The organism is Microbulbifer sp. ABH2_005, assembly GCF_056160005.1.
Map to the genome: position 1 here is coordinate 1,586,615 of NZ_JBSWWI010000001.1, position 12,731 is coordinate 1,599,345.

Genomic DNA, 12,731 nt, shown 5'->3' on the forward strand with positions numbered 1-12,731 from the left:
AATGTATATCAGAAGCCTATGGGTAGATCATCAGGGGGAAACTGAGCAACTATTGCACTCCCTGAATGAATATCTTTCTGGATTAACTCATCTTCCAGGGCTTGTATACATCGTTTCTGCAGGCGAAGCCAATGTGTTGCTAGAGCGTCCGGTTATAGAATTTTTGGCTCGGTTAGAGGAGGCTGGGCACAATATTCAATTTGTCGGTAGTGCCTGTACCAGCTTTCATGCGGCGCTATTAAGCTATTCCAAACGGCAAGAAGAAGATGCCCTAATCATTAATTTAGAACTGGGCAAAGAGCGACAACAGGAGTGCTTGGACGCCTTGGGTATAGGTGTAAAGGCCGGGCAAGATGGTCTGGATGTAATCACTGGTGTGGCGGCTTGCTGCTTGAGCAAGCATTATCATGCAGAGAGTGTATGCCAGATTTCCAGTTGTGATATTTTATCTCAAGCGCCAACGCTGAGTGGGGCTCATGAGCTGGTACAAAGTCTCAAGAAAATATTGACTACCGATTTCAGTCATTCCTGCCGCATAGTGTCTTTTGATATTCAATCCCGCTGGGCCAAAGGTTTACTAAAAGGTTTCTCCCGTGAGGAAAAATCTCAATGGCTGCCCAGTAGTGAGCTTGATGGGCAGCATTATCTCAGTATAAAACCCATTGTTGAGATCAATAAATATTGCCTGGAAAGTGAGGTGGAAAATCTCTGGATTATCACTTTGGGTGGTGGCGGTCGAGCTGGCTGCCTCCGAGTGCATAAAACACCGCGAACCGATGGGCAGTTACTTTCCCGGTTGGTCCATACTGAGACTCTTTCACTGGAAGAGGCTTACGCAAACTTTACAGCGGCACAAAATATCGATGATGCGCACTGTCAGGACTATCTGCCTCATGTGCGCGGAGCCATGATTTATCCCCAGAAAAAATATCGGGGAAGGCACAATCAAATATTTCACTGGGTGCTGGGTTCCGGCAGCTGGCGGTCACTCTTGGAAAATCAAGGAGCCAAACATGGGTAGAAATATCTATAAGTCCGACTTGCGGGAATTTAAGTTTCTTATTGAAGACCAGTTCTATCAGACCAAGGCCCTTTTTGAGCATCCACTCTACAAAGATTGCTCTGTAGAGGTTCTGGAGGATGTCCTTCAGCGCGCTAAAAAATTTGCCACTGAGGTGTTGGGTCCGGGCTATCAGGAAGCCGATGAGCAAAGTTGCCACTTGGTTGATGGCAAGGTGCAGTTACCTTCCTCTTTTTCAGAGATGTGGAGCCGTTTCAAAGAGGAGTGGGGTGATTTATCCTCTGCCAGCGGTGCACAGCGTACCGATCTGCCGCCTTTTATTATGCAGATGCTCCTGGAAATGTTTATGGGGGCCAACCCCAGCTTTATGACCTATGGCGGTTTCTGCCTGCCTTCTTCCACTCTGGTGGAGAAATATGGTACTGAACTTCAAAAGGCTCTTTTTAAAGATAAATTGGCCACATCCGAGTGGACTTCCTGTCTTTGTTTAACCGAACCACAGGCTGGCAGTGATGTCTCCCTGGTGGAAACCAAGGCCTCCCAACAAGAAGATGGCACTTATCTGCTAACCGGTGAAAAGTATCTGATTAGTGCCGGTATGCACGACCTTACAGGTAATACCCTGTATTTTGTGATGGGCAGGGGGGAGAAGAGTGGATCGGGCACCTATGGTTTGTCTTGCTTTATCGTACCCAAATTCTGGGTGGAAGAAGATGGAAGCCTTGGAGAGTTCAACCATGTCGAATGCATCTCTCTGGCTGACAAAATGGGCTTTAAAGGCTGTGCCAATACCCACTTGACCTTCGGCAAGAATGGTCAATGTCGTGCCTATTTGCTGGGTAATCGGGAAAATGTTGGCTTGCTGCAGTTCCTTACCCTGATGAACCAAGCACGGATTAGCACCGGAGTTTATGCCCTGGGTATGGCTTCATCGGCTTACTACAATGCACTTGCCTATGCCAGTAAGCGTCTACAGGGTAAACGTTTTCACGAGAGCTTCAGTGCTACGGCGAGCAGGGTCAATATTGTTGAGCATGTGGATGTTCAACGTATGCTGCTGGAGATGAAGTCAAAAGTTGAGGGTTGTAGGGCATTGATAGCCAAGCTAACTCTCTCTGAAAGCCTACTGAAGACATTTGAAGGGGATGAGGCTAAGAAATCGGAAGTCGCTCATCACCAGGGTCTGGTAAACCTGCTGACCCCAGTGGTGAAAGCCTATATCAGTGATCAAGCCTGGCGGATATGTGAGCTGGCTATCCAAACTTGTGGTGGACAAGGCTACTTAAAAGAATTGGGTATTGAGCAGTATGCTCGGGATATCAAGGTACTCGCGATTTGGGAGGGAACCAACTATATCCAGAGCCAGGACCTTATTCGCGATAAGCTGGGATTGGGCAACTCCAGCAAACTGTTCCAAATTTATAAAAATGAATTTGAAACATTTATGGATAGAGCAGCGGATTTCCCAAAATTCAAAGCGGAGTTCAGTCGACTGCAAGAGTCCTTTACACATCTTGAGACTGTCTTGAAAGCAGTGCATGTCTGGGTCAGGACTAAAGAGATGTTCAAGATCCCGGCTTATAGCACTCGTATCCTGCACATGATGGGGGATATAACCCTTGCCTGGCTGTTATTAGAGGCCGCTTGCAGTGCCTCCAGTCGCTTGAGCAATGAGGAGGATGATAAAGCCTTCCTTGAATCGAAGATTACTAGCGCTAAGTTCTTTATTAGAAATGAGTTGCCCAGAACCAAGATGGTGATGGAGATTATTCAGGATCACGACTCATTTTGTCAGGTGGACGCCCCGGTATGGGATTCTCTTCTCGCTGAGGTGGAATCTGTGTGATGAGTACTATTGGACAAATACAAAAAGAATATGACGTTGTCATTATCGGCGGTGGCTGGGCCGGGTTAACGCTGGCTCGACAAATAAGGCGGGGCAGCCAAGATACTTCAATCTTGGTCGTAGAGGCGAACGATGGCTTTCGGGCAAAAGTCGGTGAAGCAACCGTTGAAATGACCGGCCATTACTTTATGAACCAGTTGGGCCTGGTCAATTACCTCTATAGAAATCACCTTCCGAAAAATGGTTTGCGTTTTTTCTTTGACAAGCCTGATCACAGCTTGTCTCTGACAGAAATGAGTGAGCACGGAACTACCAGTATACCGCCTCACCCAGCCTTCCAGCTGGATCGGGCCCGCCTGGAGGCGGATCTGGTTGAAATGAACCGGGAAGATGGTATTGAAGTACTGATGGGTGTGAAGGCCAAGGCCCTCAGTATAGAGTCCGCGGATGAGCGGCATGCTGTGCAGTTGTCTACAGTAGAGTGCGACGCTGAGGTCACTGCCCGTTGGCTGGTGGATTGCAGCGGACGAAACCGTTTTACCAAAAAACACAAGAAATTAACCCGTCAGGAAAATGTGCCGGAGAACTTCTCTGCCTGGGGGCGCTTCAAGAACATCCAGGATATTGACTCCATGGGAGACGAAGCCTGGAGAAAGCGTGCTTTTGGCCGTTTCTTATCCACCAATCACTTTTCTGGTGATGGATATTGGGTGTGGTTTATTCCCCTAAGTGGTGGCTACACCAGTGTCGGCATCGTTGGTGAGAAAGAGAAGTTTGCAAAACCGCCGACTAAGCGTGAAAGCTTCCTGGATTTCCTGAAGAATTATCAGGCAATTTCAGAGTTGTTGGATGGCGCTGAGCTGGTGGATTTTGAAGCTTGGGGGCAGCTTGCCTATCGTGCGGAGGAGTTTATTTTCCCCGACCGTTGGGCAACTTCTGGCTTTGCCTCTATGTTTCTTGACCCACTATTCAGTGGTGGTGGCGATATGATTGCACTGTTTAACGATCATATCTGCAAATATATCCTGATGGATCTCGCAGAGTCTGATAGAGACAAGGCTCAACAAGTACTGGATCAGCAATTACCCATCGCAAATCAGACCGTAAAAGAGTTTTACCAAGGTCTTTATGCCCATGTGGCCAATGTTTATCCGGTTATTGATTCTGCTGAACTCTGTTCGCCGCTGCTGGCCTATAACACTTCAGCTTATTTCTTGGAAATTGTTTGGGATTATATGTCCGGCAATTATCTGGATCAGGAATACTGGCAGCGCAAGAGTTACCTGCGCAGGGGTTATCTGGCGCTGGAACTCATACTGCAGAAGCAGTTGATAGATACCGCAAAAGTACTCAAATCTGAAGGCCGTTATTACCGAAGAAATGATGAAGGCTTTTTTGAGTCTGGAGCGGATCACTACAAGTATTTTGTATACCTTATGGGTACTGCTGGTCGGGACGGATGGCGTATCGATTTAAGGGTCAAGCTTTGGGTAGAAATGTTTCTCAAGGTGATTGAGACAAAATTGGATTTACCCATGCTCGCTAACAAAATGGTAGTTCAGCAGAGCATTTTGCTGCCGGATTTGCTTGAAAAATCTAATTTGAATCTCGCCGACAAGGATTGGCTCCTGGAGAAAATTTCGGTCAAATTTTCAGAAATGCTTTCTGAGGAAGCTGAATGTCCTATTCAGGTTAAAGTGTCTGAAGACTCTTTCCATACTGGCATGCTGGAAATTATAGATTTATCGGGAGAATTAACGGTAGATGAGCTTGAGAAGCTCACTAAAAAGGCAAAATCACTCTGGGGGCAGACCCAAGAGTATATTGCTATGCCAAGTATGGTTCCGGTTTTCCTGGCGTTTGCGCGTAGCCAACCCGATAGCATAATGGATTCTGTAATTGACCAGAGAAAAGCGCTGCAAATGGGTCAACAAGCTTCTGAACGTCGTGTAGTGGAGGCGGTGTGATTCAAGAGTTTTTTAAAGCGCGGGATGGGAAAAATCTGGCTTTCCGCTGGTTGCCTGCAGAAGACACAGAGACTGCGCTCATTTGTATGCATGGTAGTACCTTTAGCAGTCAATGGTATTTAATGTTTGGGCGTATGTTGCACAAGCAGGGGATGACCATCTGTTTGCCAGACTGGCGTGGGCACGGCAAAAGTGAAGGTCGGCCCGGGGATCTGGATTACCCGGATCAATTACAAGACGATCTACACGATTTAATAACACACCTCAAGCAGAGGGGAGTTCGACGTTTTGTGCTCGGTGGACACAGTGCTGGCTCTCTTGCCTCTTTGCGATACCTTGGAATTTATGGCACCAAGGACATAGCGGGTTTTTTCGCTATAGCCCCGCCATTGACTCAAGCGGAAGAGACAAGAAAGTATGATATTGCCACTTCAGGGCTTGAGTATTTTATCCGTTATTTTCGTAAAAGGCGGCACTCAAGGCCTATGGCTGGTCCTGAACAGCAAAACTTGCCGACTATAAACCTTTGGAAATACTGGCTGGCGATGCTCTTTCCCGTTTTCAGGCGAATGCCCGTGTTGAGTTTCCCTCCAGTTGGGTCGGCTGCTGGGAATCAGGGTAGGGTACTTGAATGTAGTTACAACTTGCTCAGTGCTTACACCATCAAGAGATATACTGATCTGTTCGCGAGTATTGATATTCCCTGTCATATTACTGTGGGGGAGCATGATGAAGTGGTCGATGCGAATATCCTCTATACGGTGATGAACTGGTATATCTCGCCACAGGTAGACTCCTGCCTAACTGAGATTCCCAATGCTACTCATATGTCGGCTATCTCTGCCTCGGCCAAACCTCTTTCCGGCTGGCTGGACAGGGTGGTAGAGCGCCAACTGGAGGTGGCCCTGTGAAACAAATGGCTTATGATATTCCCGGTATAAAGCCGGTGTCTCTTGCAGTTGGTGCTGAGCTTTCTTTATTGGACTTTTACCCGGCTGAGTATAACAAGTTACACAACACTTCGAAGAATGATAACGAAGGAATTATCCAGAGAAGTGATCGTAATTGTTTTCATATTCGCCTGGGGAAATCATTTAATTTACCTCTGTATCAATTTCTCTTTAATGAGCAATGGTTTATTGGTGCAAAATTGCCCTCCTTTTTGGCAGTTGGAGCCGATAGAGTCGATCCTCACTATTTGATTGAGCTGGAATATTTCGGTTTTCCCTCTGATAGAAAGTGTCTGTTGGAAGATGTCAGGATGATTTTTCCTGGCGATGAGGTCTCTGTTACTGCAGAAGCATTAATTTGGCTGGACGATACACTGCCTGAACAACCTGGCTTGACATCTTCTTTGGTAAAACCTCTAAGTGAAGGTGAAACCCTATTCAATTTGCTACCCAAAGTCGCTACAAGCCTATTCTCCCCTTTCGATCATGTATTCTTTGCTCAGGTATTTGAGAAGGTTGAAACTTGTCAAGAGTCTGTATGCGAAATCCTTCGGGAAAGCCTACCCAAAAACTTTGGTTTTGATCGGCATAGGGCTGACATTTTTAATGCAGCTCATAAATCCAGAAAGGTAGAAGGAATCGATCTAAGAGGTTATATCCGAAAGATTGGAGATCAGCTTGAATCGAGCTGGGAGGCCTCGGATAAAGTACTGAATAGGAATGCCTATATGGCTGAGCGGTTTTATCATCCGTATATCCTATTTCAGTTGAGTATTTTAGCTGCTGAGGCAGGTAAAGAAATTAGGGTTGTCGATGCCAAAAACGGGAGAAAAGAAGAAACGGCAGATCCGGTTTTTACTATGGATGACAATCCCATAGTTAATGTTTATGAGTCTTTTCAGAGGGTATTTTTTTATGGAAACCGGTGGCTTGCCCGGATCTGGTTTTTTATACCCCCTATGATTAGCGCCAAGATTATTAAACGGCAACAGAAATATTCTGAGGGAGAGCAGCATATATGTATATATGCTGTGACTCTGGATTATTTGTTGCGATTCTATCCTTTGAAAGTTGGTAATGTTACTGGAGATTAGGTATGTCTACAGCAGTCGTAGAGAGCAAAGTACAGGAACTCTGTGAGCAGATCGCTCTTATGCTGAATGTTGATTCCGTTGATGCGGATACCCCTATTGCTGAGTTGGGTGTGGATTCTCTCAATATCGTAGAAGTGATATTGATTTGTGAGCAACTTTATCCTGGGGTAATGAGTCCAGAGAATCTGGTTTTTGATGAGCACACCACCCTAAGGGAAATGGATACACAGTTGCTCGAAAATTCAGCTGAGATGTAAGTCTATTTTAGGGAGTAGTCCATGTTTAAGAAAATGCTAACAATATTAATAAGCAGTCTTCTGATTGGTAACATTGTTGCCTGGTTTTCAGGGGCTGCTCCCATCGATTTTAAAAAGATTGAATATAGCAAAGCAGAAATCGAACAATTGGAGTTTTTGACTGCTGAGCTGAGTCAGGATCAATCCGATTCTGAATTAATGCTGCAGTTAGGACAGATGTACAGCTATCACAATGAGATAAATAGAGCGGATGAGTTGTTGGGTGCCGCTTACCAACAGGATCCCAATAATATGCTGATCAAAGCGACTTACTTCTCCAATGAGGGTAAGTTGGCCGGCGCTATGTTTGACCCGGCCATGGGGCTCTACAAACTTTTTCGCCTACGTCAGGCGATGAGTCAGGTGGATGAAGCGGCCTTACAAGCCAGTTCTGACTTTAATGTGCGCCTGGTTCGGTTGCTGACTTTTTCTTTTGTCGGTGAAGTTAGCGGCCACTTTGATCGTGTTTTTGAAGATGAAGACTGGTTTATCCCTTTGATTGAAAAAGATACCGATGCTTTTCCCACCGAGGTCAGGCAGCTCGTGTATCTTGCCTTGGCGAATGCCTATAGAGTGAAAGGTCAGGACAATCGTGATGAACTCAACATCGCCTTGGACTATTTCCAGAAGGCAGAAAGCTTGGCTGAATGTCCGAATACCATGCAGGATGCCTGTAAGCAGTTGAGTCAAATGGTTGTTACTTTAGGCGAAGCTTGATGCTGGTTGAACTAGTTAACGTATCTAAACGTTATGCAATGGGTGATATCTGGGTAGATGCTCTTAAAGATATCACCCTCTCCCTGGAGAAAGGCGAGTTTCTTGCTGTGAAGGGGCCGAGTGGTAGTGGCAAGAGTACGCTACTTAATATTTTGTCGGCTCTCGATCAGTGTGATTCCGGCACTGTTCAGGTTGGAGGCGTCAATATCGGTAATTTGGGTGAGCACAAACGCTCAAAATTCCGTAACCGGCACATCGGCATTGTGTTTCAGTCTTTCAACCTGATACCGGTTTTAACAGCCTTGGAAAATGTAATGTATCCATTGACTCTCAGGGGTGTGAAAGATGCAAAGCCAAGGGCTCTACAGGCACTGAAAGATGTTGGTCTTGAAAAACAGGCAGGCCAAAGGCCAACACAATTATCCGGTGGTCAGATGCAGCGGGTAGCTATAGCCAGGGCGATTGTTACAAGGCCTGATATCGTATTGGCCGATGAGCCCACCGCAAATCTTGATTCGAAAACCTCTGAAACGATTATGGCGTTGATACAGAAGTTAAATAAAGAGCAGGGAATTACTTTCGTTATTTCCACTCACGATGATTATGTCACCAGCTTGGCGTCTCGAGTTATTACTATTTTAGATGGCGAGTTGGTAAGCGATAGTTTCACTGATCAGTTACTGGCTAATCGGTATGAAAAGGTCAATAGTGCAAGATTGGAGACTGAGGTATGAAATTTCTTGCCCCACAGGTTGCTCTGAGAATATTTACTGCGATTCTTATACTGCTTGGCAGCCTTTCGAAGGCACTTGCTAATGAGTTTACGCCTCCTTCCGAGATCCCATCTTCCAATATCGAGAGGGCTCGTTTGGTTGAGGCGTTAAATGAAGACTCCACGCCCGAGCAAATGAAAGTTGCCTATTTGGCTGAACTGGCGTTATTGACCTCCTCCAGCGATACGCGGGTTGAGCAAGTTGAATCCCTGGAAGAAAAAATGGCCCAATTAAAGCGCTCTCTAGATAATGACCCGGAATTGAGTGCCGCCCTGGGTTCGACGATTTCCTTTCGGTCCAGTTTCTATATCGATCAACTGGCAAAGCTTTCCTTATTTTCAAGGCGGGGAAATCGCATAATGGATAGAGCTGTAAAACAAGCGCCCTTTAACTTAGGTGCAAGACTGCAGCGGGGTATCAGTTGCGCGAATATGCCGGCCTTCCTAAAGCGCGCACGTTATGCGGTGGAAGATCTGGAGCTGGTACAACAGCAAATTGGTGGTAAATACGGGGAAGAGTTCCAAGCATTCGTTGAGTTCTACCTTGCACAGGCTTATGAGCGTAATGATCAGACAGATGAAGCCAAAGAACTCTGGGGAAAACTGACGGGTTCTGAAACGGATTGGGCGCAGAAGTCTCGCCAAGCCCTGGAGAAACTGTAGTTATGATCCTGGGTTGGAAGGTAGCGCTGTTAAATATTTTAAGAAATGGTCGACGCAGCTTGATTACCCTGGCTGCGGTTATTTTCGGCTGTACCAGCCTGATTGTGTTCGGCGGTTTCGTGCAATCGATGTATGACGGCATGCGAGAAAGTATGATCCGCTCGCAATTGGGTCATATTCAGATCTATGCAGAGGGCTACAACCAGTATGGCAAAGCTGAACCAGAGAAGTACCTGATTCCCTCCGACAAGCTTGAGCAGATTACCCAGGTGATCGAAGAGCAGACCCAGGCATTGGTTGTTGCCCCGCGGCTAAATTTCAATGGCCTCCTTAGTGATGGAAAGCAATCTATTGCGATAACGGGCATTGGTGTCGATGCAGAAAAAGAAGTACTGCTTTCCTCCGCAATCCATATCGTTGAAGGCGAAGATCTGTTTCCTGAGGATGTAGCTGCTGCACATCTGGGTGAGGGGTTGTTCAACTCTCTGGACGCCCAGGTAGGGGATTATCTAACCCTCCTTGCGAGTACTCAGGACGGAGCGATAAATGCCGTAGATATTCAGATAGCCGGAGTTGTGACCACCGGTGTGAAGGAGCTGGATGATCGCTTACTTAGGATTAATTTGCCTCTTGCCCAGGAATTGCTTTACACCTCGGATTTAACCCGATTGGTGGTCTTGCTTGAAGAAACAGAAATGACTGATGCGGCTGTTGGTACCTTGCGCAAGGTGTTTCGGGAGCGGAATCTGGGACTAGAGCTAAGAAGCTGGTGGGATCTGGCTTCTTATTATCACCAAGTTGTGGGTCTATTTAATGGTGTGTTCGGTTTTATCACCGCTATTGTCCTGGTGATTGTAGCATTAAGCATTTCCAATACCATGCTGATGGCAGTGATGGAGCGTACCCGAGAGATTGGGACAATTCGGGCCATGGGCGGCACGCCGACTCAGGTGGTTGGATTGATTCTTTTGGAGTCGGTATTTTTAGGTATTATTGGCAGCCTTTTAGGTCTGCTTTTCGGGATTCTTGCGGCGAAAGGTATCACCTATGCCGAGTGGATGATGCCGAGGCCACCGGGCAGTACTCAGGATTATCCCATAAGGGTATTTGTGGTTACTGAGATTCTGATAAAGACTTTTTTTCTGGGGTTTTTAATCTCTCTGATTTCCAGTGTTTATCCAGCGGTAAAGGCTTCCAGAATACCGGTAGTTAATGCGCTGCGATTTACTTGATAGCGATGCAAATAGTTTATAGGCATTGGGTGTAGTGATGAAAAAAGGCCGCTTTAGTTTTATCGTTGGGCTGTTGTTGACTCTCAGCGTATCTGCAAGAGCCGAAGTAACAGCGGAATCCCTGGTCAATCGATTGGATGAAGTGAGGGGCTACAAGGATCAGGGCTTTGTCTTTGATATCACTAATATCAGCTATAAAAAAGATAAAGAACCTCGAACCAATACTCTCAGCGTTAAAGTATTCAATGACAAATCTTTGATCCGCTTTGAGTCTCCCGCCCGAGAGAAGGGCCGGGCTATGCTGAAAGAAGATGCCAATATGTGGCTTTATATTCCCGGTACCCGCCGAGTTATCCGTATAGCACCCTCCCAGCGTCTGATTGGAGAAACCAGCAATGGGGACGTTGTAGGGACTAATTTTTCCAGGGATTACCGTGCAGAAATTATCGGAGAGGAGACACTTGAGGGGCAGGACTACTGGTTGTTGGAGTTAATCTCTACCGCTTCCGGTGTAGCTTATGCAAAAGTAAAAGTGTGGATGGCAAAATCGGAAGGTAACCAGCCCTTCAAGAGCGAATTTTACTCCAGGTCAGACCGCCTTCTAAAAACTGCTTTCTACAAAGAATTCAAGAACTATGACGGAGCACTTAAGTTACATAAGCTTCTTCTGGTTGATGCCTTAATGCAGGATAACTATACCTGGATGAAATTTGATGATTACCGTCTTGAAGAGCTAGATCAGGCTATTTTCCAAAAGGCATCCCTGGGTAAATTGAATTAATAGAAAGAGACATCATGGCGACTCTTAGTCTGGCTCGGCATAAATTGGTTATTTTTTTAGGTTTCGCCTCAGTGGTTCCCTTGGCTATCGCACAGGAGTATGAAGATCCATTTTCTATTGATTCTTCTGAAATTTCTCAGTCGGAAGAGATTGTCAGCAATAGCCCAGAAAATACCATTTCCTGGAATTTTGATGCCTCTGCTATTGCCTACCAACAGCAGAATAGTGTGCGGAAAGACCAATATTTCAACCCTGGAAGCCTGGTATTTAGCGAAAGGGAATCCATATTGGCATTGGACTTAAGTAGCGGGTTTTCGACGGGGTCCTATCTTTCAGCTTATACCCGCCTAGCTCTTGTGCAGGATTACCAGGTGGATGAGACTGGTGACTCTGCAGATGAGTTTAATGCGTATCTATTGGAGGGGTATTTATCCTCGTATACTCCTAGTCGACGTTTCGGCATCAATATTGGCCGTATAAAACCCCAATGGAGCAATGGTTACAATTGGTCGCCTGCCAACTTACTCAAGCCTGTTTATGACCGCCCAAATCTGGATACGGACGACCTGACCCAACAACAGGGCTGGGATATGGCGCACCTGGATTTTCGTTACGGTGATTGGAATGCGGGTATTTATTTTGCCGAAGTAGAGGATAACCTGGATCGAAACCTGGACCGTCCTTTTGCTGAAAATGATTACCAGTATGCATTGGTCCTCAATCGGGAGGGAGATTTAGATACCAGCTTAGTATTGCACCAACTGGAGGGGGGAGATCTCAATGCAGCCCTGGGTTTTAGCGCGCTGGCACGAGATAATATTACCCTGCGATTTGAGGGGGCCTGGGAGCAACAGCGAGAACTGCCGTTGGCCAGTGATATCTCCTATGTAGAGTTACAGAATCGTGGTTACCTGAAAGCCGTTTTAGGTGCCCAGGTGAGCCTAGATGGTGGTTGGGATATTACGGCGGAATATCTTTACAATGAACACGGCTATGAGGCCGAAGAGTGGGATCAGGTAATAGATCAAGTAGATCTGGCTAAACAGGGATTACAATCCTCTGAGGCATTTGCTGCTTTTAATTTTCTAATTGACAGTTACGGCTTATTAAAGGTGGGGCAGCTGCGACAGGAATACTTGTTCTTTATGTGGGGCAATACCCGGGTTGAACGTAAGTTCCAGTACCGACAGAGTATTCAATATAATATCGATGATCAGAGTCAATACCACAACTTGGAGTTTATCCAAAACTGGACCGAGCACTTTAGCACTAGGCTTCAGGCTCAAGTATTCAGTGGCTGTGATAGCTGTGAATTTGGTTTAATCCCTAGTGAGCATCTACTTCGTTTGAGTTTCTACTACGATTTCTAGCTGGGGAAATGGATTGTTCTAA

At 46.1% G+C, this 12,731-nt stretch carries 12 protein-coding genes; all 12 read left to right on the forward strand.

The window, feature by feature from the left end; genetic code table 11:
* Position 1 precedes the first annotated feature (1 nt).
* The 12 genes from ACXAFI_RS06990 to ACXAFI_RS07045 are packed head-to-tail and all read left to right on the forward strand — an operon-like array spanning position 2 to position 12,709.
* On the forward strand, positions 2 to 1,021 hold the full coding sequence (locus ACXAFI_RS06990) for a hypothetical protein (RefSeq protein WP_475108207.1): 1,020 nt from the start codon (positions 2 to 4) through the stop codon (positions 1,019 to 1,021).
* A complete protein-coding gene (locus tag ACXAFI_RS06995) occupies positions 1,014 to 2,867 on the forward strand; it encodes an acyl-CoA dehydrogenase (RefSeq protein ID WP_475108208.1) in 1,854 nt (617 codons plus the stop codon). The genes ACXAFI_RS06990 and ACXAFI_RS06995 overlap by 8 nt, the downstream gene beginning before the upstream one ends.
* Positions 2,867 to 4,834, forward strand: a complete 1,968-nt coding sequence (locus tag ACXAFI_RS07000; protein WP_475108209.1) for an NAD(P)/FAD-dependent oxidoreductase — start codon at positions 2,867 to 2,869, stop codon at positions 4,832 to 4,834. Before ACXAFI_RS06995 ends, ACXAFI_RS07000 begins: the two co-directional genes overlap by 1 nt.
* The gene (locus ACXAFI_RS07005; protein WP_444922473.1) at positions 4,831 to 5,745 is read left to right on the forward strand and encodes an alpha/beta hydrolase; all 915 of its coding nucleotides are present in this window, start codon (positions 4,831 to 4,833) and stop codon (positions 5,743 to 5,745) included. Before ACXAFI_RS07000 ends, ACXAFI_RS07005 begins: the two co-directional genes overlap by 4 nt.
* Positions 5,742 to 6,878, forward strand: a complete 1,137-nt coding sequence (locus ACXAFI_RS07010; protein WP_444922472.1) for a hypothetical protein — start codon at positions 5,742 to 5,744, stop codon at positions 6,876 to 6,878. The genes ACXAFI_RS07005 and ACXAFI_RS07010 overlap by 4 nt, the downstream gene beginning before the upstream one ends.
* A gap of 2 nt (positions 6,879 to 6,880) precedes the next feature.
* Complete coding sequence (locus tag ACXAFI_RS07015; RefSeq protein WP_152453918.1) at positions 6,881 to 7,135, forward strand: acyl carrier protein; 255 nt, start codon at positions 6,881 to 6,883, stop codon at positions 7,133 to 7,135.
* Between the two features lie 21 nt (positions 7,136 to 7,156).
* Positions 7,157 to 7,891: a hypothetical protein gene (locus ACXAFI_RS07020; RefSeq protein ID WP_475108210.1), complete on the forward strand. Its 735-nt coding sequence runs from the start codon at positions 7,157 to 7,159 to the stop codon at positions 7,889 to 7,891.
* The gene (locus tag ACXAFI_RS07025) at positions 7,891 to 8,625 is read left to right on the forward strand and encodes an ABC transporter ATP-binding protein (RefSeq protein ID WP_475108211.1); all 735 of its coding nucleotides are present in this window, start codon (positions 7,891 to 7,893) and stop codon (positions 8,623 to 8,625) included. Before ACXAFI_RS07020 ends, ACXAFI_RS07025 begins: the two co-directional genes overlap by 1 nt.
* Positions 8,622 to 9,326, forward strand: coding sequence for a hypothetical protein (locus ACXAFI_RS07030; RefSeq protein WP_475108212.1), 705 nt, complete (start codon positions 8,622 to 8,624; stop codon positions 9,324 to 9,326). The genes ACXAFI_RS07025 and ACXAFI_RS07030 overlap by 4 nt, the downstream gene beginning before the upstream one ends.
* A gap of 2 nt (positions 9,327 to 9,328) precedes the next feature.
* Entirely contained in the window at positions 9,329 to 10,558 is a 1,230-nt protein-coding gene (locus tag ACXAFI_RS07035; protein WP_475108213.1) for an ABC transporter permease, read from the forward strand.
* 37 nt (positions 10,559 to 10,595) lie between these two features.
* Positions 10,596 to 11,339 (forward strand): outer membrane lipoprotein-sorting protein, encoded by a 744-nt coding sequence (locus tag ACXAFI_RS07040; RefSeq protein ID WP_475108214.1) that lies wholly within the window; start codon positions 10,596 to 10,598, stop codon positions 11,337 to 11,339.
* A gap of 14 nt (positions 11,340 to 11,353) precedes the next feature.
* Positions 11,354 to 12,709, forward strand: coding sequence for a hypothetical protein (locus ACXAFI_RS07045; protein WP_475108215.1), 1,356 nt, complete (start codon positions 11,354 to 11,356; stop codon positions 12,707 to 12,709).
* The last annotated feature ends 22 nt before the right edge of the window (positions 12,710 to 12,731 follow it).